Genomic DNA, 24,831 nt, shown 5'->3' with positions numbered 1-24,831 from the left:
ACCCGCCGCATGAACCGCAACGACGTCACTGAAAAGATCATCACCGTGAAGGTGTCCAAGGGCATCCAGTGGGCCGACGTGGCCAAGAAGGTCGGCCAGTCGAAGGAGTGGACCACCGCAGCCTGCCTCGGCCAGATGACGCTCGACGACAAGCAGGCCAAGATCATCGGCAAGATCTTCGGGCTCACCGTGGAAGAGCAGAAGTGGCTCCAGGTCGTGCCCTACAAAGGCTCGCTGCCCACGCCTGTGCCGACCGATCCCCTGATCTACCGCTGGTACGAGATCGTGAGCGTGTACGGCACCACCATCAAAGAGCTGATCCACGAGGAGTTCGGCGACGGCATCATGAGCGCGATCGACTTCAGCATGGACATCCAGCGCCAGCCCGACCCGAAGGGTGACCGCGTCAACGTGGTGTTGTCGGGCAAGTTCCTGCCGTACAAGACCTACTGACGCGGCCGCTGTCTGTCGTCGATCACCACGCGTGCTCGGCCGGCCGGGAATGTGCGCCAGACCGCATCGGCGCGGTGATGCCGTACCCCTCGATCGCCCCGGCGATGGACCGCGCGACACCGTCGGCCGGCACCGCAAGACGCCGCCGCGTGAGCATGCGCTCGAAGCTGTAGCTCGCGGCGATGCGCTCCGACAGCGGATCGGAAAGCCCGCTCACGTCGGGGCTCACCACCGTGACGTGCAGCCGGCCCTCGTGCTCCTGCCGCAGTCCTTCGGAGATCGCGTTCACCGCGTACTGCGTGCCGTGATAGACGGCCGACTCCGGCGACACGCCCCGCATCGCCACCGGCGCCACGTTCACGATGTGGCCCCATCCCTGCAACTGCATCGTCGGCAGCACGGCCGCAATGCCGAGCAGCACGCCGCGCAGGTTCACGTCGATCATGAGCTCCCACTCTTCGATCTTGCGGTTCCACAGCGGGGACATCGGCATCACACCCGCCGCGTTGACCAGCACATCGATCTGCCCATGCGTGTCGAAGGCGAACTCGGCGAAGGCCTCCACGCTGGGCCGGTGCGTCACGTCGAGATGCTGGAAGCTCGCCGCGCCGCCCGTGGCATTGATCTCTGCGGCGAGGGCTTCGAGCCTGTCGGTGCGCCGCGCACCGAGCACCACGCTGGCCCCACGCCGTGCCAGCAGCCGCGCGGTGGCTTCGCCGATACCGCTGCTCGCGCCGGTGATGAGGACGACTTTTTCCTGGATTGCGCTCATGTGAAACTCCTCGTGCTGGTGGGTGGACCATGGCGCGAAGGGTGCGCCGGGCATGGGGAGAAGTCTCGCGTGGATGGGGCTGGAAGCGGTATCCGGATCGAACGGGGTTCTTGCCTGATTCTGCGAAAGTGAAGAGCGGTCCGGCGGCAACCGGTCAGCCGATAAGGCCCTTCAATTCGCCACCGTCGATGAGCTTCTGCAAATCCGAAGCACCCCCGACCAACGTGCCCTTCACGAACACCATCGGAAACGTAGGCCACCCGGTCCACATCTTGAGCGCATTGCGGTCGCGCCATTGGCTCAGGTAGTTGCCGTATTCGAGGTACTTGTGCGGCTGCTGGATCGCGTCGAGCGCCTTGCGCGCCTTCTTCGGATGCGGATTGATGCCCATGCCGACCACGACCACATCGTTGGATGCGACCGCAGCCATGACTTCGCGGACGATGGCCTGGCGGCTCTCGGCCACCTTGGTGCGGATGGCGGGGTGGATGCGGGCTTCTTCGAGGACGGGGCGGGGCATGGGGACCTTTCGTTGATTCGCGTGACTGTAAGGGCCCCGCGCTCCCGCGGCGTTCTTGCCTGTTTCTCGCGGCATCCGTTCGCTGGCACGTCGGCCGCAAGCTGGTGAAGAATGGACACTGGCGAAGGCACCGTCCGGTCCACCATTGCCGCCGTCCGATCCCTCCAGAGAATATTGCGTTGAACCCTGGTCCCAAGCCCCTGTCCCTGCTTGCACGCGTGCTGCTGCACTGCTTCGCGGTGCTGTGCCTCGTCCTCGGGCTCATCGGCGTGGTGCTGCCCGGCATGCCGACGACCGTGTTCATCCTGATGGCCGCATGGGCGGCCGCGCGCAGCTCGCCGCGCCTGCATGCCTGGCTGCGCAATCACCGAATCTTCGGCCCGCTGCTGCGCAACTGGGAGAACGGCCGCACCGTGAGCCGCCGTGCGAAGTGGAGCGCGACCATCACCATGGCTGCGTGCGCGGTCATCGTGTCGTACACGGCCCATCGCGCGTGGATGGCGGTGCTGGCCATCGGGTGTATGGCTGTCGTGCTGGGGTGGTTGTGGTCGCGTCCGCTGCCACCGCCGCAGTAAGAAAAACGGCGATGCAGTTCTTCGTCGCATATTGAGCTGCGCCCGGAAATCGGCGAAGCTGCTGCGATGGACCAGACCCCCGAAATCCCGACGCGCCCCCGGATCTACCTCGCGGGCCCCGATGTCTTTCGTCCGGATGCCAGGGACCATTTCGTGCGGCTCAAGCTCGCGTGCGAGGCCATGGGCCTGGCGGCGCTGCTGCCCGCCGATGGCGAAGAAGAGCCGACACCCGATGCGTTGGAAAAGCGGATCTACGAAGCCAACATGCAGCGCCTTCGCGGCGCAGACGGCGTCGTGGCAAACCTTTCGTCCTTCAGGGGGCTGGAGCCGGATTCGGGCACGGTGTTCGAGGTCGGTGCCGCGGTGGCGCTGGGGATTCCCGTCGTGGCCTATGGCGTACCCGAGGGCAGCTATGCCGACCGTGCCCGCATCGCGCTGAAATGCACGCATGACGCGGGCGGTGTCCTTCGCGAGAGCGAGACCGGCATCGCCGTCGAAGACTTCGGCCAGCCGCTGAACCTCATGCTGGCTTGCTCGATCCACATCGAGCCGACGCCGGAAGCAGCGTTGCGGAAGATGGCCGAAGTGCTCGCCGCCCGGCGTCAGTAAGGCGGCGCCTTGCGCGCCCGCTGCTCGCGCGCAGCCTCGGTCCACCAGGCCAGGTCGTCGGCGAACCGGGGGAAGGCTCGCGCCAGCGATTCCCCTGCGCTGCCGATCGGCTTTCCATCCGCATCCAGCGTCTGCGAAATCGGTCCCACCGCCAGCGTGCTCGACACCACCACCATTCCCATCTCCGACAGGATCGAATGCCAGGCTGTCCCCGACCGGACGCCCGAGAAGCGCCCCGCCGAATAGCTCGCGACGGCGGCCGGCCGCCAGAACCACTCCTCGAGAAAGTGGTCCGTCAGGTTCTTCAAGCCGGGCTGCGGGCCCCAGTTGTATTCGCCGGTCACGAAGATGAAAGCGTCCGCCGTGCGGATCTTCTCCGCCAGCGCTTCCATTGCCGCAGGCGCCGTGCCTTTGGGATATTCCTTGTACATGCGGTCGAGCATCGGCAGGTCGACGGCCTTCGCGTCGATCAGCTCCGCGTCTGCGCCTCGCGCGCGGAGGCCCGCGACGATGTAGTCCGCGAGCCGCACGCCCATGCGGTCAGAGCGGTACGAGCCATAGAACACCAGGATCCTGTCAGCCATCGTCGAGCCCCTTGAGTTGTCAGCGCCTGCAGTCGCCGCCGACGGACACCGTGCCGTCCTTGCATTCCGTCAGGATGTCGTCGTCTTCGGGCGAGCGGGCTGGCGCCGGAACCGCGGCAGGGGCCGACACGTCGCCCTCACGCTGATAGACGATCTTCCGGGTGCCCAGCTCGCAACTGCCCACGACCTGTCCGGCCGCTGGTGCGTTGGCATCGACGACGAGCACCGCAAACCGCGTGACACCTGCCGCGCCGATCTTTGCTTCGATCTGTGCGCGCAGCACCTCGCAGCTCTCGGCGGCGTGGGCCGCGCCGGCAACTGCGGCAAAGGCGAAGGGAATCAACCAGAGTTTCATGAATGGCCTGCCTTTCGCAGCGTGATTGACGGGCGAACAGTCTAGCCCCGTGACATCGACTGCGGCCCACAAGCGCCAACGGCCTGCCGCGTGTGCGGCAGGCCGTTGTCGAGGCATGCATCAGGCTTCAGCAATGAAGCGCAGACGCTGCCGGTTTCGTCAGGCTTGCGCCGATGCCAGCACCGCGTTCAGCGTCGCGCTCGGGCGCATCACCGCTTCGAACTTGACCGGGTCGGCGAGGTAGTAGCCGCCGATGTCCGCAGGCTTGCCCTGCACGGCCGCGAGTTCGTCGACGATCTTCTTTTCGTTGGTGCTCAGCGTCTCGGCCAGCTTCTTGAACTTGGATTGCAGCGCCGTGTCGTCGGTCTGCGCGGCCAGTTCCTGTGCCCAGTACATGGCCAGATAGAACTGGCTACCGCGGTTGTCGAGCTGGCCGGTCTTGGGCGACGGATTCTTGTTGTTGTCCAGCAGCTTGCCGGTGGCGGCGTCGAGCGTCTTGGCCAGGATCTTGGCCTGCGCGTTGCCGGTCTTGATGCCCAGGTCTTCCAGGCTCACGGCCAGTGCGAGGAATTCGCCCAGCGAGTCCCAGCGCAGGTGGTTCTCTTCGACCAGCTGCTGCACGTGCTTGGGGGCCGAGCCGCCCGCGCCGGTCTCGTACAGGCCGCCGCCGGCCATCAGCGGCACGATGGACAGCATCTTGGCCGAGGTGCCCAGCTCCATGATGGGGAACAGGTCGGTGAGGTAGTCGCGCAGGATGTTGCCGGTGGCGCTGATGGTGTCCAGGCCGCGCACGACGCGCTCGAGCGTGTAGCGCATGGCGCGCACCTGGCTCATGATCTGGATGTCCAGGCCCGAGGTGTTGTGCTCGTGCAGGTACATCTTGACCTTGGTGATCAGCTGCGCTTCGTGCGGGCGGTAGGCGTCCAGCCAGAACACCACCGGCATGCCGGAGTTGCGGGCACGCGTGACGGCCAGCTTCACCCAGTCGCGGATCGCCGCGTCCTTGACCTGGCACATGCGCCAGATGTCGCCCTGTTCCACGTCTTCGCTCATCAGCACTTCGCCGGTGTCCAGGTCGGTGATGTTGGCAACGCCGTCTTCGGGGATCTCGAAGGTCTTGTCGTGCGAGCCGTACTCTTCGGCCTTCTGGGCCATCAGGCCCACGTTGGGCACCGTGCCCATGGTCTTGGGATCGAACGCGCCGTGCCATTTGCAGAAGTTGATGATCTCCTGGTAGATGCGGGCGAAGGTCGATTCGGGCATCACGGCCTTGACGTCCTTCAGGCGGCCGTCGGCGCCCCACATCTTGCCGCCATTGCGGATCATCGCGGGCATCGATGCGTCCACGATCACGTCGTTGGGCGAATGGAAGTTGGTGATGCCCTTGGCCGAGTCGACCATGGCCAGCTCGGGGCGGTGCTCGTGGCAGGCGTGCAGGTCGCGCTTGATCTCGTCCTGCGTGCTCTGGGGCAGCGTGGCGATCTTGTTGTACAGATCGACCATGCCGTTGTTGACGTTGATGCCCAGCTCGTCGAACAGCTTGCCGTGTTTCTCGAAGGCTTCCTTGTAGAAGATCTTCACGCAGTGGCCGAACACGATGGGGTGCGAGACCTTCATCATGGTGGCCTTCACGTGCAGCGAGAACATGACGCCGGTCTTGTGCGCGTCCTCGATCTCCTTTTCATAGAAGGCCAGCAGCGCCTTCTTGCTCATGAACATGGAGTCGATGACCTCGCGGTCCAGCAGCGCGATCTTGGGCTTGAGCACGATGGTCTTGCCGCTCTTGGTGATCAGCTCCATCTTGACGTTGCGCGCGCGGTCCAGGGTCATGGACTTTTCGCCGTGATAGAAGTCGCCGCCGTGCATGTGCGAGACGTGCGAGCGCGAGGCCTGGCTCCAGTCGGCCATGCTGTGCGGGTTCTTGCGGGCGTATTCCTTCACCGCCTTGGGGGCGCGGCGGTCGGAGTTGCCCTCGCGCAGCACCGGGTTCACCGCGCTGCCGGTGCACTTGTTGTAGCGCGCGCGGATGTCCTTGTCCTCGTCGGTGGTCGGGTTCTCGGGATAGTCGGGGATCTTGTAGCCCTTGCCCTGCAGTTCCTTGATGGCCGACTTGAGCTGGGACACCGAGGCGCTGATGTTGGGCAGCTTGATGATGTTGGCCTCGGGCTTGAGCGTGAGCTTGCCCAGTTCGGCCAGGTTGTCGGGCACCTTCTGCGCGTCGCTCAGGAATTCGGGGAATTCGCCCAGGACGCGGGCCGCCACGGAAATATCGCTCGTCGTGACGTTGATGCCGGCCGGGGCCGTGAAGGCGCGCACGATGGGCAGGAAGGCGTAGGTCGCCAGCAGGGGCGCCTCGTCGGTGAGGGTGTAGACGATGGTGGGTTGCTTCGTGCTCATGCGCTTGCTTCCGTAAAGCTGAGGGGGTCGGGGTGGCGGGAACTTCCGGCGGGATCTGGCCGCCGGAATCCGCGATTGTCGCCGGGCGGCGACCCGTCTGGACACCTGGCGGGGTTATCTCCCCGCGAGAGGCTCTGTCAATGCAGGGGCAGCTCGATGGTGGCGGCCAGCGGCACCTCGTCGATCCGCGCGGCGCTGGCGACGATGAAGGCCCGCCCGGGCTGCTTCGCCAGTTCGGCCAGGGCGCCCCAGAGGCAGCGGACCGAGCCGGCGTCCAGCGCGGCCGTGGGCTCGTCCAGCAGCACCAGCGGGCGCCCCGAGGCGAGGGCGGCGGCCAGCCAGACCTTGCGCCTGGAGCCGGTGGAGAGCATGTACATCGGCTTGTCGATGTGCGGGGGCAGGGAAAAGCCCTCGACCAGGGCCTGCCAGAGGGCTTCATCGAAGTGCGCATCGCCCTCGCGGAGGGTTGCGGTGCAGGCCCGCGCGGTGACTTGGTCGAAGCGGTCGGTGGCCGGGTCGACGAAGAACACGTTGCGGCGGTAGGCCTCGGGCGAGGCGCGGAGGCTCGTGCCTTCGACCGTCAATTGGCCTCGGGTCGCCGGCAGCACGCCCGCGATCACCTGGAGCAGCGCCGATTTGCCGGCGCCGGTGTCGCCGTACAGCAGGGTGATGCCGGGGCCGACGGATGCGTTCCAGCCGGCGGCGATGGCCGGCTGGTCGGGGTAGGCGAAGCCTACGTCCTGAAGGCGGAGGATGGGGGAGTGCGAGGGGGTGGTGTTCACGAGGCGAGGTTGTACCTCATCGGCTGCCGTCGCCAGCTCAGTGTTTCGGCACCGTCACCGCGCCCACGTACAGCGTGCGCCCCGCGCCCAGCCCCGCGATCACCAGCGCGATGCCCAGCCCGACGAAAAGCCACGCCGAGGCGCGGAAGCTGCCCGTCCACCCGTGCAGCAGCCCCGCCAGCAGCGGCCCGCAGGCGGCCACCGTGTAGCCCACGCCCTGCGCCATGCCCGAGAGATGCGCGGCGATGTGCGAATCGCGCGAGCGCAGCACGATCATCGTGAGCGCGAGCGCGAAGGTGCCGCCCTGCGCGATGCCCAGCATCACGGCCCAGAGCCACACGGCGCCAAGCGGAGCGAACAGCATGGCCAGCATCGCGCATACCGTCAGCAGCGACAGCACCACGCCCAGCCCCCGCTGGTTGCGCAGCTTCACGGCCAGCGCCGGCACCACGAGGCAGGTCACCACCTGCGTCATGACCGACAGCGACACCACGTAGCCGGCCGTCTCGCCGCCCAGCCCGCGCTCGCGCAGGATCGGCGCGAGCCAGCCCATCACGATGTAGGCGAGGGCGGACTGCAGCCCCATGAAGAGCGTAACCTGCCATGCCAGCTTGTCGCGCCAGAGGCCCTGCACCGTGAAGCCCGACTCGCTCGCCACCGGCTTGAGCGGCAACGCCTGCGGCGCCCAGAGCAGCGTGACCAAAAGGGCCGGCACGGCCCACATGGCGAGGGCGTAGGTCCAGCCGCCGCCCAGTGCATGTTCGAGCGGCACGGTGAGCCCCGCGGCGCTTGCGGCGCCACCGCAAACAGCCATCGTGTAGAGCCCCATCATCAGCGCCGCCTGCCTGGCGAAGTCGCGCTTCACCAGGCCCGACAGCAGCACGTTCGACACCGCGATGCCGCTGCCCGCGATGGCCGAGGCCAGGAACAGCAGCGGGATGTTGCCCGTGCCGCGCAGCACCGTGCCCACCAGGATCAGCACCATGCACCCCAGCAGCGTGCGTTCGGTGCCGAAGCGCCGGCCCAGCCAGGGCGCGAGCGGCGCGAACACGCCCAGGCACAGGATCGGCAGCGTGGTCAACAGGCTCGCGGCCGTGGCCGAGAGACCGGTGGCCTGGATGATCTCGGGCAGCACCACCGAGAGGCTGGCGAACACCGGCCGCAGGTTGAACGCGATCAGCACCACGCTCGCGCCGAGCAGGATGCGGCGGGCGAGGCTGGGTGTGGGGGTAGGGCGCGGCGGCGGCTGGCTGTCGACTTCGGCGTCGATCAGCAGTTCCTCGGCGGTGCCGGTCGCTGTCTGCGGATTGCGATGGATGGCGCCGGCCTGCGCCTGAAAAGGAATTGCGCTCATGCCGTCCCCAGCGCCAGCGTGTTGAGCATCGGTGCCATGAAGTCGCGCACGGCAGTGGCGGCGCGATCGGGGTCGCGGGTCGCGATGGCTTCGACGATGGAACGGTGCGCGGCCTCGTCGGGCTCGGGCAGGCTGGTGCCCATGCTGCTCGCGATGGTTTCCTTGATGTAGCCGGTGATGAAGCGGCAGGTCTCGGCCAGCGCGAGGTTGCCCGAGATGTCGACGATGGCCAGGTGGAAGGCCAGGTCGCGTTCGATGAAACCTGCGCCGCCGTCGGCCGCATCGGGCACGCCGCGCTTGTCCAGCAGGGTGTGAAGGCGGCGCAGGTCGCGGGCGGTGTGGCGCACCGCGGCGAGCCGGACGGCCTCGACCTCGAGCGCGCGTCGCACCTCGAACTGGTCGCGCAGGCTGGCCAGGCGCATCTTCTGCAGGCTGGCCGAAGGGTCGTAGCCCGAGCGCACATAGGTACCCGAGCCCTGCCGCACTTCGAGCAGCCCGCGCGAGACCAGCGTTTTCACCGCTTCGCGCACCGTGCCGCGGCTCACGCCCAGCAGTTGGGCGAGCTGCGGTTCGATGGGAATGCGCGCGCCGATGGCCCAGCGGCCTGCGGAGATTTCGTTGCGGATACTGTCGGCGGCGGCATCCGCCAGGGAGGTTCGGGGGGCTTGGGCCAGCATGTCTGGTGAGTGCCTATTCATTGAATCATTGGATGAATTCTGGCAGCCGCGCAAAGTCGCAGTCGGCCTCATGGGCTCTTCGCCCTTCGGCCCTCCCCGAGGTCAGCGGTTCTCGAGACTGGCGGGCTTCGTCCGCGGCGGCGCCTGCCTCGGATCGTCCAGTTGCGCCATCAGCTCGGCGACGGCGCCCGCCACGCGGTCCTGCTGCTCGGACACGGCGTCCGCATAGACATCGATCTGGTTGTCGATGTTCAGCTCGCGCCGGATCGCGACCATGATCGGCTGCATCTTCGTGTTGATCGCCTGCAGCCCCAGCATCAGGCTCTTGACGAACTCCCCGTGCAGCGCATGCCGCTCGACGTGCAGCGCCTGGCGCATCTCGCTGTGGTCGCGCAGGAACTTGGTCTGCGTGTCGAGCGCGAGGTCGAGCGCGCGGCGCCTGGCCTCGTCGCTTTCGGCGTTGCCGGACGGAACGAACTGGTCGATGGCCGAGAGCGCACGCTTCTGCTCGGCCACCGCGCCTTCGCAGAGCGTGGTGTAGAAGTCGATCTCGCTGAGCACCTGCTGGATCGGCTGGGCCGCGCCGATCAGCTTGAAATGCAGCGCGCTGAAGGTGCCGATGAGGTCGGACACCAGCGCGGAGGTCTTGGCTTCCGACACCATCTGCAGCTTGGCGGCCGCCGCGAAGAAGCCCTGCAGCGGCTGCGCGGCGTCGGACTTGTTCAGGTCCGCGATCGGCAGCGAACTCAGGTAGGAGCTGGCGTGCACGAACTGGTCGATCGCGTGCAGGTACACGTCGCGGCGCAGGTCCGCCAGCCGCTGGGCGGCCTTCTCGTCCTTGTCGTGCCGCAGCTGGCGCATGAAGTGCCGGGCGTTGTCCCGGTTGGCCACTTTCACGCCCCACAAGGCCAGTGCCGCCGCGATCAGGGCGGCCCAGAAGACGTCGGGCACTTTCCGCAGGATGCCGAAGATGACGCCCGCGAAGACGAGGAAGTCACCCCAGAGTGCGGTCAATGAATCCATGAGGAGGCCGTGGGAGTGGGAGGCGGGGCCATCCTAAGGCACTCGCAGGGCGGTGGATAGCTGGCGTTTGACCGGGTGGGTACCCTGTTACCAGCTGCCCGATGCCCCGCCGCCGCTGCTGGAGCCGCCCTCGCCGCTGTCAGAAGACGAAGAGGACGAGCTGTCCGACGAACTGCTGCTGCTTGAAGAACTGCTGCTGCTCCATCCGCTGTCGCTGCCGTCGTTGTCATCGCCACCCCCGCCGCCGCCCTCGAACGGCAGGAAGGCGAACAGCAGCGCAAGGAAGGTCGCCAGCGCGGCGGGGATCCAGCTCTCGTCGGGCACCGGGCCCGGGTTCGTCTCCATCAGCATGAAGCCGAGGATGCCGAGCACGATGACCCACCGGATGAAGAAGCCCAGCTGGCTGCGCTGCCAGCTCTTCCGGTTGCCGATGACGATGAGGCTCGTGAACAGCAGCGCGACGCCGCCGCACATGGCCCAGAGCAGGCCCCAGAAGAAGCGGTCCGCGCCGAGGTAGACGCCGAGGGCGACCAGGCCCGCGATCACCACCGCCAGGCCGATGAAGAACCGGCGTGCGCCCTTGAACCGGCCCGACAGGTAGCCGACGCCGTACACCAGGCCGGTGGGCGTGAGGAGAAAGAGCGGCAGTGCGAGATTCATCACCGCCAGCGCCGCCGCCGCCTGGCCGGCGACCACCAGTCCCAGCACCGTGAGCCGGCCTGGCCGCTTGCGGGGCGGCGTTTCCTGCGTCTGCAGGTCGGCCCACAACGCTGAGCCCACCGCGGCTTCGCGTTCGGCGGCGCGGCGCGCCTTGCGGACCCGCTTGCCCGTGCCGCGCACCACCACGCGCGGCCCGGCCCCGTCGGTGGGCGCGCTGCGCCCGTACCAGATGCCGATGGCCAGCGTCCAGAGCATCGCGCCGAGCACGGCCCAGTTCACCTGCATGTCTTCGAGAGGCTGCATGAACGCCGCGAGCGGGTGTTGCTTCTCTTCCTCCGGCGCGGGCGCTTCGGATTCGATCGGCAGCATCGCCGTGGGCGCATCGATCAGCTCCGACAGCGACTGCACGGCCGCCTGAATGCCGCCGGCGTAGTCGTTGTCGCGAAAGCGCGGCTTCATCTGCTGGTCGATGATGCGGGAGGCCTGGATGTCGGTGATCCTGCCCTCCAGGCCCGTGCCGACTTCGATGCGCATCTTGCGGTCTTTCAGCGCCACCAGCAGCAGCACGCCGTCGTCTTCGCCCTCCCGGCCGAGCTGCCACTCGGCGAAAACGCGGGTGGCGTAGTGCTCGATGGAGTCCTCGCCCGTGGTCGGCACGATCAGCACCGCGAGTTGGGCCTGCGTGTTCTGCTCGAGGCCACGGATGTCGCCGCGAAGCGCGTCGGCCTCGCGCGCGCCCAGCGTCTTCGTGAGATCGACCACGCGCGAGTCCATCGCGGGCACTGGGACAGGCCTGGCCTGTGCGCCGCCATGCCAAGTCAGCATGGCGATGAACAAAAGCCCCATCCACAACTGCAGCCATGGCCAGGCTGTCTTCGGCCCCTTGCGACACAGCATCGGAATCGGCCCTCCAGTTGCGATTTTTGTTGTCGTGGCGCCGTGCATGCTTATCGGCGCGCGCTCTTCGTCACCACGCCCGCGCCGCGCACTTCGAGCTTGCGCTGATCGACCACCTTCCCGGAGGCATCCACCAGTTCGATCACATGGCGCCCCGGCCAGGGCAGCCATTGCGCGCTGTTGCCCCGCGCAAAGGGCTTGCCGTCGATGCGCCACTGCACGCCGCGCCCTTCCGACTCGAAGCGCACGCGCTGGCGCAGCGGCGGAATGTCGGGGTCCAGCGCGATGATGGTGCCGTCCGAAGGGGCGGTGATGCGCGCGGCGAAGGCATCGGTCGCCATGCCGGTGTCCAGCGCGAAGAGCGGCTGCTCGGTGCCCTGCAGGAACCACTCGCTGCGCGCCGCCTCGATGGCGTTGCCGTCGGCGGCCGGGCCGAATTCGACGCGCGCCTCGACGAGGCCGGCGGGCGGCGCGGGCGCGCGGCTGGGTTCGCGCGCGTGCAGGAAGCGCATCACCTCGGCCCACACGGGCGCCGCGCCGCTGGTGCCGCTCACGTCCCACATCGAGGCGCCGCTCGCGTTGCCGACCCACACGCCCACCGTGTAGCGCTGCGACCAGCCCACGGCCCAGTTGTCGCGCATGTCCTTGCTGGTGCCGGTCTTCACCGCGGTCCAGAAGCGGGTGGAGAGGATGCTGTCCAGGCCGAAGGTGCGGGTGCGCGCGTTCGGGTCGGAGAGGATGTCGCCGACGATGAAGGCGGCGCGCGGGTCGAGCAGTGGCGCAACGGCCGCGGCCTTCGCCTTGTCGGCGGGAGATGCCGGCGGCTGCGCGGTCATCGTCGTCGTTCCGTAGCGCCCGCCGTTGGCCACCATGCGGTAGGCGTTGGCGAGCGACAGCAGCGACACCTCGGCGCTGCCGAGCGCGAGGCTGTAGCCGTAGTAGTCGCCGCTTTCGCGCAGCGGCAGGCCGGCCGCACGCAGGCTGCGTGCGAACGACTCGGGCGACACCATCACCAGCGTGCGCACCGCCGGCACGTTCAGCGATGCGGCCAGCGCCGTACGCGCGGAGACGGGGCCCTTGAACCGGCGGTCGTAGTTCTGCGGAATGTAGAGGCCGCTCGCGGTGCTGATCTGCGCCGACGAATCTTCGATCAGCGAGGCCGCGGTGATCCGCTTCTCGGCAAGCGCCTGGCCGTAGAGCAGCGGCTTGAGCGTGGAGCCCGGCTGGCGCAGCGCGGTCACGCCATCGACCTCGGCCGCCTGGCTCAAGGGGCCGGAAGAGCCGACCCACGCGAGCACCTCGCCGCTGGCGTTGTCGAGCACCACGAGCGCGCCGTCTTCCACATGCCGGTCGCGCAGTTCGCGCAGGTGGCGCTGCAGGGAGTCGAGCGCAAAGCGCTGCAGCGGTGCGCGCAGGGTGGTGCGGACGCTGTTTTCCTTGCCCTTCGGCGGGGCGGCCGGAGCGGCGCTTGCCGCATCCCGCATCTCGCGCAGCACCCGCCGCGCGGCATGCGGCGCAATGCCTTCATTGGCATCGAAGGCGCGCCGCTGCACAGCCGCGCTGGTGAACATGTCGATCGCGTCGCAATCGACTTTTTGCTCGGGCTCCATCGCGCGCAACACCTCGCAGGCGCGCTGCGCGACGAGCGCGGGCTTGGCATTGGGCGCGCGCACCAGCGCCGAGGCCACGGCCGCCTCGCGTGCATCGAGGCCGCTGGGCGCCTTGCTGAACAGCGTGCGCGAGAGCGCATCGATGCCCACGATCTCGCCGCGGAACGGCACGGTGTTGAGATAGGCCTCCAGGATCTGGTCCTTGCGCCAGCTGCGCTCCAGTTGCGCGGCGGCCACGGTCTGGCCGATCTTCTGGGTGAAGCTGCGGCCGCCCGACGCGCGGCGCAGCTCGTCGTCCAGCAGGCCGGAGAGCTGCATCGTGATGGTCGATGCGCCCCGGGTGCGCGTGTTCCAGAGGTTCCCCCAGGCGGCGGACGACACCGCGCGCCAGTCGATCCCGCTGTGTTCGTAGAAGCGGCGGTCCTCGCTCAGCACCATGGCCGTGCGCAGCGCCGGCGACACGTCCGCCAGCGCGATCCACTGGCCGCGCCGCACCGTGGCATCGGTGCGCACGCGCTGCAGCAGCTCGCCGTTGCGGTCGAGCACTGCGGTGTCGGAGGAGCGGAAATCGCGCTTCACTTCGTCGAAGGTGACGAGCGCCCAGGCCGGGTGCGCGCAGGCCGCGGCAAGCACCGCCACGGCGAGGGCCCGGCGGGAGGGCGTGAAAAGCACAGGCAGCTGCATCGAAGGCGAGGGGGTTGAGGACGGTCGGCCCCGCATTCTCTGCGATGCACCACGGGATTCACGCCTACTCCGGAACGGGCGGCTTGCCGCCTTGCCCGGGCGGGCGCTTCGGCCCAGAGTGACAGCAGATTCCACATCCGGTAACGAACTTCACGCAACGGCTTCGATGCAGAAACCCAAGGCGTACCGGCGTGGCCTTCAATGCCATACCGGCTCGCTGGAGGGCGAGCCGGTTCCATAACCACTCCAAGGAGAACACATCATGATGATCAAGACACTGACGATCGTGCTCGCCGCATCGGCCGCCCTGGCCGGTTGCGTGGTCGCACCGTACGACAACAATCCGCCGCCGCGCGCCCAGCGCGACCGCGATCGCGACGGCATACCGAACCGTGCCGACCGCGACCGCGATGGCGACGGCATCCCCAACCGCTACGACCGCGCGCCGAACAACCCGAACCGCTGACCGTAAAAAAGGCCGCGAAGCTTTGAGCTTCGCGGCCTTTTTTACATGGGCGCCCCGGATGCGCCTCTTTCCTTCCTTATCCCGGCCGACGCGCCGTCGGCGCCCAGATGTCCGCTGCGCTCAGCAGCGACCCCCCCGTGAGATTGAAGCGCCGCTGCGCGCGCGGGCGACAAGAGCAGCTTGCGCGCGAAGCCCGCGAACACCGCGAACACCGCGAACACCGCATGCAACGTCTTCACGACCGTGACCAGGAGGCCATCAGGTGTCGATAGCCGTGCGCGCAACGTGCCAGGTGCCGCGGTGCCCGTCCACGTAGCTGATCGGCGAGTTCGCGAGGTCGTCCAGTTCCACGTCGTCCAGGCAGGTCACGTTCACGCCGTAGGCACTCGCACCGGTCTCGGGCGAATGGCCCATGCCGAAGGAGCGCACGCTGCAGTGCCGGCACACGATGTAGTGGCTGTTGCGGGTGTCCAGCATCTGGTCGCTGAGTTCGGATTCGCCTTCGAGCAGGCGGAAGGCATCGGTCGCGACGATGGCTGGCCAGAAGCGCGTCTGGGTGCAGATCGCGCAGTTGCACCGCAGGGTGCCCAGGCTCAGGTCGATGTCGGCTTCGAATCGCACGGCGCCGCAGTGGCAGCCGCCGGTGTAGGTCTTTTTCATGTGCTTGTCGGTTGCATCTGGCAACACGCAAACACGATATCAAACGCGTGCCGGCCCGCGTCGGCCAGGGCTTTTTCAGGCAGGCGTGGTGCCGAACCGGGCGGCCGAACGGGCCTTGGCGCGCTCGGCCTCGACGGCGCGGTCCTTCGGCTCGGCCGTGGTGACGAGCGAGTCGATCAGGCGCGCCGCGGTCGCGGCCACCTCGTCGACCGCGCGCTCGAAAGCTTCTTCGTTGGCCTTCGACGGCACGCTGAAACCACTGAGCTTGCGCACGAACTGCAGCGCGGCGGCGCGGATCTCCTGCTCGGTGGCGGGGGGCTCGAAGTTGTAGAGGGTCTTGATGCTTCTGCACATGAGCGGGGCTCTCCGATTGCAGTGGATATCCCAGTCTAGCGAAGCAGGGCCATCCTGAAGGCATCGTGGTAGATGCCGTCGATCAGGCTGGCGCGGCGCGCGAGGCCTTCGTGCTCGAAGCCCAGCCGCTCGTACAGTGCCTTGGCGTTGACGTTGTCCGCGCGGACTGCCAGTTCGATGCGGGTGAGACCGCACGACCATGACTTGTCGATGGCGGCCTGCAGCAACTGTGCGCCCAGTCCGCGGCCGCGCGCCTCGGGCAGCAGCGCGATGCCCAGGATGCCGATGTGGGCCCGCGAGTTTCCGAAGACCGGCGACACATCGCACCAGCCCACGACCTTGCCGTTGCCATCGACCGCCACGAAATGCGGGAAGCCCTTGGCGAGCACGTTGCGATAGAAGGCGATCGATTGCTCCAGCGGTGGCGCCTGTGTCTGTGCAAGGTACTTCTTTTCGCGCGCCACGATGTCGAGTGCCTGGTGCAGGCTCTCGAAGTGGCGCTCTTCGGTGGCGACGACGGAATGCGTCATGTGTGAAGCCTCGCTTCGGACGCGAGCAAGGGGCGCGGAAGAATGCGCGCGCCAGTGAGGGTAGGTTGCGAAAGCGGCATCGCAAGACGATAGCCGAACCGGGGCCGCCCCCGGCTCGGCCTCGTCCGATCAGGCCAGGCGCAGCACGGGCTCCATCGCCAGCGCCGCGGCCGCGAGCCGTGCGTCGTCGCCGCGCACCGACGAGAGCATCAGCCCCACCGGCAGTTCGTCCGGTGCATGGCACGGCAGGCTGAACGCGCACCCGTCGAGGAAATTGATCGCAAAGGTGTTGCGCAGCAAGAGGCCGTTGGCCTGGAAGAAGGCCGCGTCCTCGGCCAGCGATGCGATCGGCGGCGCCACGATCGGCACGGTCGGGCAGATGAGCGCATCGAAGCCTTCGAGCGCATGTTCGACACGGCCGATCCAGTCGCGGCGGCGGTCCTGCATGACGATGTAGTCGGCCGCGCGCACCTCGGTGCCGAGCGCGATGCGGGCGGCCACGCGCGCGTCGAAACCCTCGCGCTTTGCGGCGAAGCGCTCGCGATGAACCGCCGATGCTTCCACCGGCGAGAAGCCGCCGGGCGCATTGATCGACGCGATCTCCGCCAGCTCGGCCAGCGTGATGTCGACCACCTGCGCACCCGCCGCCGACAGCGCCTGCACCGAACGCTCGAAGGCGCGCGCGACCGCGGGCTCGATGCCGTCGAACATCAGCGTGCGCGGCACCGCGAGGCGCAGGCCCTGGAGCGGACGCCGGCGCACCACCAGCGGTGCATCGGCAATGGCCGCATCGGCGACCAGGCAGTCTTCGACGCTGCGCGCCATCGCGCAGACGGTGTCCAGCGAACGCGCGAGCTCGAAGGCGCCCGTGCGCGGCACGCGCGACTGCGTGCTCTTGAAACCCACGAGCCCGCAGAGCGCGGCCGGAATGCGGATCGAGCCGCCCGTGTCCGAGCCCAGCCCCGCGACCGCAAGGCCGAGCGCCACCGACACGGCTGCGCCCGACGACGAGCCACCCGGAATGCGCGGTGTGCCCGCATCGGCCGGGTTGTGCGGCGTGCCGTAGTGCGGGTTGATGCCCACGCCCGAGAACGCGAATTCCGTCATGTTGGTCTTGCCGACGATGGCCACGCCCTGCGTGCGCAGCCGCGCCACGGCCACAGCGTCGCGCGTGGCCGATGGCTCGCCTTCGCAGACGGCGGAGCCGGCCATCGTGGTTTCGCCCGCGATGTCGTACAGGTCTTTGACCGACACGGGCAGGCCCGCGAGCGCGCCGAGTTGCACGCCGGCCTTCTGCGCCGCGTCCGCATGACGCGCTGCCGCGAGCGCCGCATCGGCGTAGGTCTTCGTGAACACATGCTGCGCCGACGGCAGCGCGGCCGCTTCGAGCACCTGCTGGATCAGCGCTTCGTGCGACAGCTCGCCGCGCGCAATGCGTTCGCGCAGCGCGGCGATGGTGAGGTTGCCGGTGCCGCGCATCACGCCACCACCGGCAGTGCGGCCACCGCGTAGCGATGCACGATGCGCCGCTGCAGGCGCGGGTCGCGCAGCTCGATCTCCATCTGCGCGGCGGGACGGATGCCTTCGCCTTTCGCATTGGGCAGCGCGCCCAGCGTGCCGCAGGTCATGAACAGGCCCTCGGGCGCGGCGCTCGTGCCGGGCATGCCGTCGCGCAGCGCGGCCAGCGGCCGGATCGATGCGAGCGTGCCGCGCTGGTAGTCCACCCAGCGGCCGTCCTCGAAGATGCGCGAGTGCAGCTCGATCTCGTCCTGGTGCGTCTCCAGGTCGCGCCATCGCCAGGCCACCTGGGCCACGGGCTTGGCGCACATCTGCTTGGAGACGGCGACCGAGTAGCTCTCGACCTGGCGGTCGGTGTGGTCCGAGGCCACGCTCAGCCACCACTCGCCTTGCGAGAAGAAGAACACGGGTTCGGCCTCGCCGGAGCTCTGGTCGCCCAGGGCTTCGATGGCGCTCGACTGGGTCAGCAGCTGTGCGGCCACCCGGTAGTACAGCGGCACGCTCGAAGGGCGCGGCACGCCGATGGCGGCCAGCTCCTCGATGTGGTGTTCGATGGCCGCGACGTCGCGGCCGGTCCATCCGGCCACCACCAGCGCGGTGGGTTCGACGGAACGCAGTTCGATGGCGCGGGCGCTGTCGGCGCTCACGGTTTCGCAGGCAAAACGCAGATGCATGTCGGTCTCAGGCTTCCAGGGGTTTCTTGGCGGTTTCGCGCGCAACGAAGAGGGCGATCAGCGTGACGCACAGCGCGCAGGTCACGTACAGCGATACGGCCAATGTGCTGCCCCATGACTTGAAAAGGCTCGCGATGATCAGCGGCGCGAAGCCGCCGCCGAGGATGCCGGCCAGCGTGTAGGCCAGCGACGAGCCGGCATAGCGCACGCGGCCCGGGAACTGCTCGGTCACGAAGGCGGCCTGCGGGCCGTACATCATGGCGTGGATCAGCAGGCCGACCACCACTGCCGCACAGATGGCGACCGGGTGTGCGCTGTCCATCAGCACGAAGAACACGAAGGCCCACGCCATGCCCAGCAGCGCGCCGGCCATGTAGACCGGACGACGGCCGATGCGGTCGGACAGGCTGCCGAACCACGGCACCGCAATCGCGTTGCAGGCCGCGCCGATCATCGTGGCGGTGAGCGCCAGCGGACGCGACAGGTGCAGCACCGTGGTCACGTAGGTCAGCGTGAACACCACGACCAGCGCGTACAGCACGTCGGAGCCGATGCGCGAGCCACCGGCCACCAGCAGGCTGCGCCAGTGCTGCGTGAACACCTCCTTGATGGGCGTCTTGGCGGTGGCCTTCTTCTGTTCCATCTCCAGGAACACGGGCGTCTCGTCCACGCCGCGGCGCAGCCACAGGCCGAACAGCACCAGCGCGACGCTGGAGATCAGCGGCAGGCGCCAGCCCCAGGCCTGGAATTCTTCCGGGCTCAGCCAGGCCGACACGATGGCGATGAAGCCGGTGCCGATCAGCGTGCCGCACGACGGGCCGACCTGCGTGAACGAGGCGTTGCGGCCGCGCTCGTTCGACTTGCCGTGCTCCATCGACAACAGCACCGCGCCGGCCCATTCGCCGCCGAGCGCCACGCCTTGCACGAAGCGCAGTGCCACCAGTGCCACGGGCGCCCAGATGCCCCACGTGGCATAGGTCGGCAGCAGGCCCATCAGGCCGGTGGAAACACCCATGATGACCAGCGTGGCCACCAGCACGAAGCGCCGGCCGAGCCGGTCGCCCAGGTGCCCGAACACCACGCCGCCCAGCGGCCGCGAGATGTAGCCGACCGCGTAGGTCGAGAAGGCGAGGATGGTGCCCGTGAGCGGATCGAAGGACGGGAAGAACACCGCGTTGAAGACCAGCGCGGCCATGATGTTGTAGACGGTGAAGTCATACCACTCCAGCGTGGTGCCGATGGAGCTGGCCATTGCGAGCCGGCCCATCTTGGGCGGTGCCGCGGCGGTGGCCGGGGCGGTGAGAACGTGTTCGGTCATGGAAATGCCCTTGTTCAATGGAGAGATGGAAAGAGGAGAGGCGTGGTCAGTTCAGCTCGGCCGCGCTCAGCTTCCAGCCGAGCGCGAGCAGCCAGCCGGTGGCCGGGTCGACGTCGAGCGCGGCGGCTGCCGCGGTGCGAGCGGCGCGCGCTGCGTTGGCGCTGCTGGTCTCGACGACCAGCATCGGCTGCAGCACGCGGCCTTCGGTGGATTCGCGCGGCAGCGGCGTGCTAAGCGTGGTGTCGGGTGCGAGCAGGTACGACTGCACGAAGCCTGCCTGCTCCGCGAGCTGGCGGCCGGCCACGGCGGCGCGCGCGATCAGTGCCTCGATGTCGCCGGCAACCGCGAGCGGCAGCACGATCGCGTGGCTGCCACTGCCGAAGCCCGTCACCGCACGCACGGCGCACACGCGGCGGATCGGCTGGCGCATGCGGTCGAGGTTGGCGATGGACCACGGCGTCTGCTTCTCGAACGCGGCGCGGTAGCCCGGCGAGCCGAACACGGCCAGCGATTCGGTGCGGTACAGCCCCAGGTACTTGCGTCCGCCTTCGAGCGAGAAATAGCGCGCGCCCGAGAGGAAGCCGGGGATGCGCACGCGCTCTTCCACATGCTCCCTGTCGTACCAGCGGTTGAAGTCGGCCTCGTCGGCCGGCTCCACGTCGGAGGCGACGAAGAGCATGCCGTTCGCGTTGGCTGAAGGGGAAGAAGAGTCAGGTGTGTTCATGGCGGCGGAAGAGGAGGCGGGCCTTCGAAAAATGAAGGCGCGATCTTCCGTCGCGGGGTCGGACTGTCACAAACGAGTTTTTCTGGGCGACAGCCACAAGAATTACTGGCCCCTTTTCGGGGCCGGATGCGCTGTTTTGAGGGTTAACCCTCTGAGGTCGCGCTCCAGGTTGGTGCGATCGCCGAGGTCGTGAACTGGTCGGAGGCCCTGCAGGCCAGTTCGGCCACGAGCCGGATGGCGTCGGAGTCGGCCGCTTCCAGATGGCTCACCACGATGCGCTGCGGCGAGATGAGCGCATCGCACTCGATGATCCGCACATCGCCGATGGCCACGTATTCGTAGCAGGGCGGCAGCGGCACCAGCGCATTGCCGAAGCCCGCCTTTACCAGCCGCGCGAGCGCCGAGATCGAGCTCACGCAGTGCACCTTGCCGAGCGGAATGCCCGCCGCGCGAAACAGGTTCTTGAGCGCCTCGTGCGGCTGCGAGCCGGGGCTCATGGTGAGCACGGGCTGGCGCAGCAGCTGGTCGACGGTTTGCACGGGCTCCGCGCCGGGCGGGCCGACCCAGCCCATCGGCATCGGCAGGCACGGCGTGCTCACGATGCCGGCGCCCGCGATGTGGTCGGTCTGCAGCGCGATGTCGAGCGCGCCTTCGCGCAGGCCCCGGTGCAGCGCGAGCGTGGTCTCGGACGTGAGCTGAACTTCGATGCCGGGGTAGGTGGAGCGCAGGTTGGTCAGAAAGCCCAGCAGCCAGGTGTGGACCACCGTTTCGATGGCGCCGATGCGCACCAGCCCGAGGATGTCGCCGCGCGGGCGGCCGAGCGAGACGATTTCGCGGCGCAGCTCGAGCAGCCGCTCGCCGTAGTCCATGAGCCGCACGCCCACCGGCGTGAGCCGCAGTTCGCGCGCGTCGCGTTCGAAGAGGCGCGCGCCGATGTCTTCTTCCAGCGAGGCCACGCGGTTGGACACGGCCGCCTGCGTGATGTGGAGCCGGTCGCTCGCCGCGCGAAAACTGCCCAGCCGCGCGGCCCAGAGGAAGGCTTCGACAAATCTTGTATTCATGAGGGCACCTGCGGGGCATTTTGCCCGCAACGCGCCCTGCGATGAGCGTTCCTAGACTGGAAGCAGGCCCATCTGCGCGAGCAGCTTGCGCCCGAGCGGGATGCGCTTGGCCACGTCGGCCTCGCCGTGCATGTCGATGTTCAGCGCAAAGCTCTGCACACTGCCGTTGGCCTGCGCAACCCAGCCGACCCACCAGCCGAGCGAGAAGCCCGGCGTTTCGTACCAGCCGGTCTTGCCGTGCAGGGCGTGGGTGGGCGTCTTCTCCAGCAGCGTGATCTCGTGGACCATGTCCTGCGTTTGCATCGACATCGGCAGGCTGCGCTGCGCGAGCCGCATCAAAAAGCGCACCTGCTCGGCGGCGGAAATCTGCAGCTTGTTGTTGACCCAGAACTGGTCGACCTCGGTGCCCAGGGTCTCGTTGCCGTAGTGCAGCTTCGCGATCCACTCGTTCATGCGCGCGAGGCCGATGCGGCGCGCCACCTCGCGGTAGATCGGCAGGTGCGAGACGCGGATCGCGTCGCGCAGGTTCATGTCGCGCTCCCATTCCTTGCGCTTGTAGGTGCCGCCGCCGTAGGGGAGGATTTCGTCGATGTCCTTCACCGCGCCCGTCTCCAGCGCGATCAGGCTGTTGGGAATCTTGAAGGTCGATGCGGGGCTGTAGCGCTTCTCGGCGCGGCGGCGGTCGACCACGGTGAGCTTCGAGGTGGCGCTGTCGAGCACCACCCAGGTTCCGCGTACGCCGACATCCTTGAAGTGGGTGGCGAGATCGGGCCGCTCCTCGACGTGCGCGACGGGCGTGGCCGCATCGGCGAAGCGCGCGGCGCCGAGTGCGGCGAGCAGGCCGCAGCCGGTCTGGGCGAGGAAGGTGCGGCGGGCGCCGGGCGTGCGGGTCGTGAAAGGCGGTGGAAGCAGGGGCATGTCGTGTGCTGCGTGTGATGGAAGCTGCGGATCATCTGGCGCACGCTGGCCTTTCACAACGCAGGCGGTCCTGCGCTTTGTCACGGGCGTAACGGCTGTCACGCCATCGGCCCGCGCTGCTTGGGTGGTTCAGCTGTCGTCGATCAGCCCGCGCTCGCGCGCCTGCTGCTCGTTGCCGAAGATCGCCATCGCGGTGCGCATGCGCTTGAAACCCAGCTTCTTGTAGAAGGGCTCCTTGCCCGCCACCGCATACAGGATGATCTTGCGGTGCCCGCGCGAGAGCTCGACGAGCTTCGCGACGATCGCCTTGCCAAGGCCCATGCCCTGATGGTCCGGATGCACCGCCACGTCGCAGATGTAGGAGCAGTCGAGGCCGTCGGCCAGCGCGCGGCCGGCGCCGACCAGCCGGCCCTCTTCATAGACCAGGCACTTGAACAGGCTGTTGGAGAACACGGCCTGCAGGTCGGCCGGTTTCTTGTGGCCCAGCGGGGCGATCTCGTAGAGACGGGAGAGTTCGTTCCAGTCGAGCGCTTCGAGCGTGTGGCGCCATTCGAGCGGCGCCGCAGCAACATTCCCGCCGTCCATCGTCTTCAGCCCATCGTGTAGAAGAATTCCTCGCGCACGATCTTGCCGTCCTTGACGGTGTAGAGCGCCATTTCTTCCATCGTGAAGCGTTGCTTGGTGGGCTTCATGGTCACGTCGAACTTGAAGCCGACGATGAAGCGGTCGTCATGCGGCCACGGGCCCGCGACCTGCATGGAATGCACCTCGTGGTTGGCGACCCACCATTCGCCCTTGGCCTTGATGGCCGCAAGACCCACCGCTTCGCGCGACTGGCCCGGCGGGCCGCCGGCCTCGACGCTGACGGCCTCGGGTGCATACAGCACCTGGGCCTCCTCGAATTTCCCTTCCTTGCACAGCGCCACGAGCTTGTTGGCGATTTCCAGGGTGTTCATGGGTTCTCCTAGGTATGAACGCAGGGTGATGACCGGAGGCGGGAGTGTAGGCCCGCGCCCGCGTCGGGTGTTGCCCCGGTATGTATTCGGGCGCTTTCGACGGGACCTAGGCGGGTTGGAGCAGGTCCCATTTGTTGCCGCAGAGATCCTGGAAGACAGCGACCGTGCCGTGCGGCTCATGCCTCGGCTCTTCGAGAAAGCGAACGCCGTGGGCCTTCATGTGCGCGTGGTCGGCGGCGAAGTCCTGCGTGTGCAGGAACAGGAAGACGCGGCCACCGGCCTGGTTGCCGACCGCCGCCTGCTGCTCGTCGTTCGCGGCCTTGGCGAGCAGCAGCGTGGCACCGGCGCTGCGCGACGGTGCCACCACCACCCAGCGCTTGCCCGGGCCGAGCGGCGTGTCTTCGACGAGTTCGAAGCGCAGCGCCCCGGTGAAGAAGCGGATGGCTTCGTCGTAGTCGTGGACGAGGAGGGTGACGGTGGCGAGGTGGCGTGGCATCGGTACCAAAAGGAGGCTCAGTGGGTGCGAACGAAATACTCACGAAGATGTTCGTCCGGGAAGCCCGTGTCCGCGCACCCGACATATACCCACATGGTGTTTGCATCCTCAAAGTTGTAGACGGTGATCGCTTCATTGCCGACGACCGCTGCCTTGGATTTCACAGCCACGGTGTTGCGCGTGTGCCCGAGTCGGATGTAAGGGTGCGTCTCCTTGAAGCCTTGAAATCGTTGCACCGGACCACCGCCGAGACGCATGTTTGCATCGGGCATGTCGTAGGCAATCGAGTTCTTGGTGAATGTGAGAGTCATCCTTCCCATCAACTCGGAAAGAAACGCCACCTTCTTGTCGTCGAGCTTTGCGCGTTCCTTGTTGAATCGCATCGTGCGATCGACGTCGGACTTCCACTCTCCGACAAGAACTGGCTGAGCCACCGCTCCGAAATGGAGAAACGCCAGAAACCCGGCCACGGCGAGCGCGCGCATCGCTGTCATCGGCTCAGGTGAAAACAATCGCCGTCTTGTGCGCAATGCTCAAGCGCGCCGATTCGTACAGCAGCAGCCACGACTCGATTTCCCGGTAGAGGCCTTCGTCGTCGCCCATGCCGTCGGCCAGCCGGGCCGCTTCCTCGTCCGACAGCTGGCCGTCCGTGAGCGCGATGCCCAGGGCCGGCGCAACCAGCACCAGTTCTTCGAGCAACCGGTACGAGGAGCCGAGCATGCCGCCCGGCAGGTCGGTGTCGTCTTCCCCGGCAAAGATCACCTCCTCGAAGTCGACCGGCAGGTAGAAGCCTTCCGCGTCGGAGTGGCAGAGCAGGTGGCTTTCGAAGGTGCTGGCCACGTCTTCGAGCGTCTCGTCTTCCGTGGGGTCGGTGTCTTCCGGCAGCGGCGTTGCCATCCATCCGGACGTCGTCACGCGGTGCGCGTAGGCGCGGCGCAGGTAGTGGATGAACGAGTAGGGCAGGCCGTCGATCGGTGCGCGCGAATCGAGTGGCGGCAGTGTGCGAGGCTCCACGTGCGGCGGCAGGCCCGCCTCGGCGAGCTTGCGGTTCACGGCCGCGAAGTCTTCATCGAACCGCTCGGCGCTCTCGGGATCGTTTTCGATCAGGTCGGCGAGGATGCCGACGCAAATGGCCAGACCCATGGGGTGCTCCAGGTTGTTGGTTGGTTGCTTCGCTGCGATGGTGACGGGAACCGGTGAAGGC

The 24,831-nt window shown here is 67.7% G+C and carries 29 protein-coding genes; 4 read left to right on the top strand and 25 right to left on the bottom strand.

Translation table 11 applies throughout. The features are described 5' to 3' along the window. Window positions 1-9 precede the first annotated feature (9 nt). A complete protein-coding gene (cynS, locus tag M2282_RS24700; RefSeq protein ID WP_280811407.1) occupies window positions 10-453 on the top strand; it encodes a cyanase in 444 nt (147 codons plus the stop codon). A 22-nt stretch (window positions 454-475) separates the two neighbouring features. Here cynS and M2282_RS24695 read toward each other — a convergent pair whose 3' ends face one another. Together M2282_RS24695 and M2282_RS24690 are read right to left on the bottom strand one after the other, a co-directional pair. After that, on the bottom strand, window positions 476-1,225 hold the full coding sequence (locus M2282_RS24695) for an SDR family oxidoreductase (protein WP_280811406.1): 750 nt from the start codon (window positions 1,223-1,225) through the stop codon (window positions 476-478). A 154-nt stretch (window positions 1,226-1,379) separates the two neighbouring features. Beyond that, on the bottom strand, window positions 1,380-1,745 hold the full coding sequence (locus tag M2282_RS24690) for a glutaredoxin domain-containing protein (RefSeq protein ID WP_280811405.1): 366 nt from the start codon (window positions 1,743-1,745) through the stop codon (window positions 1,380-1,382). 179 nt (window positions 1,746-1,924) lie between these two features. Here M2282_RS24690 and M2282_RS24685 point away from each other — a divergent pair, with 179 nt between their 5' ends. After that, window positions 1,925-2,320: a YbaN family protein gene (locus M2282_RS24685; RefSeq protein WP_280811404.1), complete on the top strand. Its 396-nt coding sequence runs from the start codon at window positions 1,925-1,927 to the stop codon at window positions 2,318-2,320. Window positions 2,321-2,386: 66 nt separating this feature from the next. Then, complete coding sequence (locus M2282_RS24680) at window positions 2,387-2,929, top strand: nucleoside 2-deoxyribosyltransferase (protein WP_280811403.1); 543 nt, start codon at window positions 2,387-2,389, stop codon at window positions 2,927-2,929. Here the strand turns inward: M2282_RS24680 and M2282_RS24675 are convergent. The 9 genes from M2282_RS24675 to pbpC all read right to left on the bottom strand — a co-directional run bounded on the left by M2282_RS24675 (window position 2,923) and on the right by pbpC (window position 13,952). Beyond that, window positions 2,923-3,513, bottom strand: coding sequence for an NADPH-dependent FMN reductase (locus M2282_RS24675; protein ID WP_280811402.1), 591 nt, complete (start codon window positions 3,511-3,513; stop codon window positions 2,923-2,925). The genes M2282_RS24680 and M2282_RS24675 overlap by 7 nt on opposite strands. 19 nt (window positions 3,514-3,532) lie before the next feature. Beyond that, on the bottom strand, window positions 3,533-3,868 hold the full coding sequence (locus M2282_RS24670; protein ID WP_280811401.1) for a DUF1161 domain-containing protein: 336 nt from the start codon (window positions 3,866-3,868) through the stop codon (window positions 3,533-3,535). 159 nt (window positions 3,869-4,027) lie between these two features. Then, window positions 4,028-6,265, bottom strand: coding sequence for an NADP-dependent isocitrate dehydrogenase (locus M2282_RS24665; protein WP_280811400.1), 2,238 nt, complete (start codon window positions 6,263-6,265; stop codon window positions 4,028-4,030). Between the two features lie 137 nt (window positions 6,266-6,402). After that, on the bottom strand, window positions 6,403-7,047 hold the full coding sequence (locus M2282_RS24660) for an ABC transporter ATP-binding protein (protein ID WP_280811399.1): 645 nt from the start codon (window positions 7,045-7,047) through the stop codon (window positions 6,403-6,405). A gap of 37 nt (window positions 7,048-7,084) precedes the next feature. Continuing rightward, on the bottom strand, window positions 7,085-8,401 hold the full coding sequence (locus M2282_RS24655) for a CynX/NimT family MFS transporter (RefSeq protein WP_280811398.1): 1,317 nt from the start codon (window positions 8,399-8,401) through the stop codon (window positions 7,085-7,087). Further along, on the bottom strand, window positions 8,398-9,078 hold the full coding sequence (locus M2282_RS24650) for a FadR/GntR family transcriptional regulator (RefSeq protein WP_280811397.1): 681 nt from the start codon (window positions 9,076-9,078) through the stop codon (window positions 8,398-8,400). The genes M2282_RS24655 and M2282_RS24650 overlap by 4 nt, the downstream gene beginning before the upstream one ends. 102 nt (window positions 9,079-9,180) lie before the next feature. Beyond that, complete coding sequence (locus M2282_RS24645; RefSeq protein ID WP_280811396.1) at window positions 9,181-10,101, bottom strand: hypothetical protein; 921 nt, start codon at window positions 10,099-10,101, stop codon at window positions 9,181-9,183. Between the two features lie 87 nt (window positions 10,102-10,188). Then, window positions 10,189-11,658 carry a TPM domain-containing protein gene (locus tag M2282_RS24640; protein ID WP_280811395.1) on the bottom strand — a complete coding sequence of 490 codons (1,470 nt, stop codon included), beginning with the start codon at window positions 11,656-11,658 and terminating at the stop codon, window positions 10,189-10,191. 50 nt (window positions 11,659-11,708) lie between these two features. Further along, on the bottom strand, window positions 11,709-13,952 hold the full coding sequence (gene pbpC / locus M2282_RS24635) for a penicillin-binding protein 1C (protein ID WP_280811394.1): 2,244 nt from the start codon (window positions 13,950-13,952) through the stop codon (window positions 11,709-11,711). A 262-nt stretch (window positions 13,953-14,214) separates the two neighbouring features. Between pbpC and M2282_RS24630 the strand changes: the two genes are divergently transcribed. Then, on the top strand, window positions 14,215-14,418 hold the full coding sequence (locus tag M2282_RS24630) for a thrombospondin type 3 repeat-containing protein (protein ID WP_374684683.1): 204 nt from the start codon (window positions 14,215-14,217) through the stop codon (window positions 14,416-14,418). A gap of 258 nt (window positions 14,419-14,676) precedes the next feature. Here the strand turns inward: M2282_RS24630 and M2282_RS24620 are convergent, their stop codons facing one another. The 14 genes from M2282_RS24620 to M2282_RS24555 all read right to left on the bottom strand — a co-directional run bounded on the left by M2282_RS24620 (window position 14,677) and on the right by M2282_RS24555 (window position 24,770). After that, window positions 14,677-15,078: a GFA family protein gene (locus M2282_RS24620; protein WP_280811393.1), complete on the bottom strand. Its 402-nt coding sequence runs from the start codon at window positions 15,076-15,078 to the stop codon at window positions 14,677-14,679. Window positions 15,079-15,153: 75 nt separating this feature from the next. After that, the gene (locus M2282_RS24615; RefSeq protein WP_280811392.1) at window positions 15,154-15,432 is read right to left on the bottom strand and encodes a DUF2277 domain-containing protein; all 279 of its coding nucleotides are present in this window, start codon (window positions 15,430-15,432) and stop codon (window positions 15,154-15,156) included. 35 nt (window positions 15,433-15,467) lie between these two features. Next, entirely contained in the window at window positions 15,468-15,962 is a 495-nt protein-coding gene (locus M2282_RS24610; RefSeq protein ID WP_280811391.1) for a GNAT family N-acetyltransferase, read from the bottom strand. 129 nt (window positions 15,963-16,091) lie between these two features. Continuing rightward, entirely contained in the window at window positions 16,092-17,441 is a 1,350-nt protein-coding gene (locus M2282_RS24605; protein WP_280811390.1) for an amidase, read from the bottom strand. Further along, complete coding sequence (locus tag M2282_RS24600) at window positions 17,441-18,154, bottom strand: DUF2848 domain-containing protein (protein WP_280811389.1); 714 nt, start codon at window positions 18,152-18,154, stop codon at window positions 17,441-17,443. The genes M2282_RS24605 and M2282_RS24600 overlap by 1 nt, the downstream gene beginning before the upstream one ends. A 7-nt stretch (window positions 18,155-18,161) precedes the next feature. After that, window positions 18,162-19,472: an MFS transporter gene (locus tag M2282_RS24595; protein ID WP_280811388.1), complete on the bottom strand. Its 1,311-nt coding sequence runs from the start codon at window positions 19,470-19,472 to the stop codon at window positions 18,162-18,164. Window positions 19,473-19,518: 46 nt separating this feature from the next. Further along, complete coding sequence (locus M2282_RS24590; protein WP_280811387.1) at window positions 19,519-20,196, bottom strand: DUF4286 family protein; 678 nt, start codon at window positions 20,194-20,196, stop codon at window positions 19,519-19,521. 143 nt (window positions 20,197-20,339) lie between these two features. Beyond that, the gene (locus M2282_RS24585) at window positions 20,340-21,257 is read right to left on the bottom strand and encodes a LysR family transcriptional regulator (protein WP_280811386.1); all 918 of its coding nucleotides are present in this window, start codon (window positions 21,255-21,257) and stop codon (window positions 20,340-20,342) included. A gap of 51 nt (window positions 21,258-21,308) precedes the next feature. Then, on the bottom strand, window positions 21,309-22,175 hold the full coding sequence (gene blaOXA / locus M2282_RS24580; RefSeq protein ID WP_280811385.1) for a class D beta-lactamase: 867 nt from the start codon (window positions 22,173-22,175) through the stop codon (window positions 21,309-21,311). A 129-nt stretch (window positions 22,176-22,304) separates the two neighbouring features. Beyond that, window positions 22,305-22,760 carry a GNAT family N-acetyltransferase gene (locus M2282_RS24575; RefSeq protein ID WP_280811384.1) on the bottom strand — a complete coding sequence of 152 codons (456 nt, stop codon included), beginning with the start codon at window positions 22,758-22,760 and terminating at the stop codon, window positions 22,305-22,307. Window positions 22,761-22,765: 5 nt separating this feature from the next. Next, complete coding sequence (locus M2282_RS24570; RefSeq protein WP_280811383.1) at window positions 22,766-23,131, bottom strand: nuclear transport factor 2 family protein; 366 nt, start codon at window positions 23,129-23,131, stop codon at window positions 22,766-22,768. A gap of 106 nt (window positions 23,132-23,237) precedes the next feature. Further along, window positions 23,238-23,627: a VOC family protein gene (locus M2282_RS24565; protein WP_280811382.1), complete on the bottom strand. Its 390-nt coding sequence runs from the start codon at window positions 23,625-23,627 to the stop codon at window positions 23,238-23,240. Window positions 23,628-23,644: 17 nt separating this feature from the next. After that, entirely contained in the window at window positions 23,645-24,121 is a 477-nt protein-coding gene (locus tag M2282_RS24560; protein ID WP_280811381.1) for a hypothetical protein, read from the bottom strand. A 4-nt stretch (window positions 24,122-24,125) separates the two neighbouring features. After that, window positions 24,126-24,770 carry a hypothetical protein gene (locus M2282_RS24555; protein WP_280811380.1) on the bottom strand — a complete coding sequence of 215 codons (645 nt, stop codon included), beginning with the start codon at window positions 24,768-24,770 and terminating at the stop codon, window positions 24,126-24,128. Window positions 24,771-24,831 lie beyond the last annotated feature (61 nt).

Origin of the sequence: Variovorax boronicumulans (assembly GCF_029892485.1) — a bacterium.
GTDB classification, from domain to species: Bacteria; Pseudomonadota; Gammaproteobacteria; order Burkholderiales; family Burkholderiaceae_C; genus Variovorax; species Variovorax boronicumulans_B.
This window is presented reverse-complemented; position numbering and strand designations above follow the sequence as displayed.

Bases quoted from the DNA above. Each gene is read 5' to 3' on its own strand.
- cynS (WP_280811407.1), top strand. From the start codon at position 10: ATGAACCGCAACGACGTCACTGAAAAGATCATCACCGTGAAGGTGTCC.
- M2282_RS24695 (WP_280811406.1), bottom strand. From the start codon at position 1,225: ATGAGCGCAATCCAGGAAAAAGTCGTCCTCATCACCGGCGCGAGCAGC.
- M2282_RS24690 (WP_280811405.1), bottom strand. From the start codon at position 1,745: ATGCCCCGCCCCGTCCTCGAAGAAGCCCGCATCCACCCCGCCATCCGC.
- M2282_RS24680 (WP_280811403.1), top strand. From the start codon at position 2,387: ATGGACCAGACCCCCGAAATCCCGACGCGCCCCCGGATCTACCTCGCG.
- M2282_RS24675 (WP_280811402.1), bottom strand. From the start codon at position 3,513: ATGGCTGACAGGATCCTGGTGTTCTATGGCTCGTACCGCTCTGACCGC.
- M2282_RS24670 (WP_280811401.1), bottom strand. From the start codon at position 3,868: ATGAAACTCTGGTTGATTCCCTTCGCCTTTGCCGCAGTTGCCGGCGCG.
- M2282_RS24665 (WP_280811400.1), bottom strand. From the start codon at position 6,265: ATGAGCACGAAGCAACCCACCATCGTCTACACCCTCACCGACGAGGCG.
- M2282_RS24655 (WP_280811398.1), bottom strand. From the start codon at position 8,401: ATGAGCGCAATTCCTTTTCAGGCGCAGGCCGGCGCCATCCATCGCAAT.
- M2282_RS24650 (WP_280811397.1), bottom strand. From the start codon at position 9,078: ATGCTGGCCCAAGCCCCCCGAACCTCCCTGGCGGATGCCGCCGCCGAC.
- M2282_RS24645 (WP_280811396.1), bottom strand. From the start codon at position 10,101: ATGGATTCATTGACCGCACTCTGGGGTGACTTCCTCGTCTTCGCGGGC.
- M2282_RS24640 (WP_280811395.1), bottom strand. From the start codon at position 11,658: ATGCTGTGTCGCAAGGGGCCGAAGACAGCCTGGCCATGGCTGCAGTTG.
- pbpC (WP_280811394.1), bottom strand. From the start codon at position 13,952: ATGCAGCTGCCTGTGCTTTTCACGCCCTCCCGCCGGGCCCTCGCCGTG.
- M2282_RS24630 (WP_374684683.1), top strand. From the start codon at position 14,215: ATGATGATCAAGACACTGACGATCGTGCTCGCCGCATCGGCCGCCCTG.
- M2282_RS24620 (WP_280811393.1), bottom strand. From the start codon at position 15,078: ATGAAAAAGACCTACACCGGCGGCTGCCACTGCGGCGCCGTGCGATTC.
- M2282_RS24615 (WP_280811392.1), bottom strand. From the start codon at position 15,432: ATGTGCAGAAGCATCAAGACCCTCTACAACTTCGAGCCCCCCGCCACC.
- M2282_RS24610 (WP_280811391.1), bottom strand. From the start codon at position 15,962: ATGACGCATTCCGTCGTCGCCACCGAAGAGCGCCACTTCGAGAGCCTG.
- M2282_RS24605 (WP_280811390.1), bottom strand. From the start codon at position 17,441: ATGCGCGGCACCGGCAACCTCACCATCGCCGCGCTGCGCGAACGCATT.
- M2282_RS24600 (WP_280811389.1), bottom strand. From the start codon at position 18,154: ATGCATCTGCGTTTTGCCTGCGAAACCGTGAGCGCCGACAGCGCCCGC.
- M2282_RS24595 (WP_280811388.1), bottom strand. From the start codon at position 19,472: ATGACCGAACACGTTCTCACCGCCCCGGCCACCGCCGCGGCACCGCCC.
- M2282_RS24590 (WP_280811387.1), bottom strand. From the start codon at position 20,196: ATGAACACACCTGACTCTTCTTCCCCTTCAGCCAACGCGAACGGCATG.
- M2282_RS24585 (WP_280811386.1), bottom strand. From the start codon at position 21,257: ATGAATACAAGATTTGTCGAAGCCTTCCTCTGGGCCGCGCGGCTGGGC.
- blaOXA (WP_280811385.1), bottom strand. From the start codon at position 22,175: ATGCCCCTGCTTCCACCGCCTTTCACGACCCGCACGCCCGGCGCCCGC.
- M2282_RS24575 (WP_280811384.1), bottom strand. From the start codon at position 22,760: ATGGACGGCGGGAATGTTGCTGCGGCGCCGCTCGAATGGCGCCACACG.
- M2282_RS24570 (WP_280811383.1), bottom strand. From the start codon at position 23,131: ATGAACACCCTGGAAATCGCCAACAAGCTCGTGGCGCTGTGCAAGGAA.
- M2282_RS24565 (WP_280811382.1), bottom strand. From the start codon at position 23,627: ATGCCACGCCACCTCGCCACCGTCACCCTCCTCGTCCACGACTACGAC.
- M2282_RS24560 (WP_280811381.1), bottom strand. From the start codon at position 24,121: ATGACAGCGATGCGCGCGCTCGCCGTGGCCGGGTTTCTGGCGTTTCTC.
- M2282_RS24555 (WP_280811380.1), bottom strand. From the start codon at position 24,770: ATGGGTCTGGCCATTTGCGTCGGCATCCTCGCCGACCTGATCGAAAAC.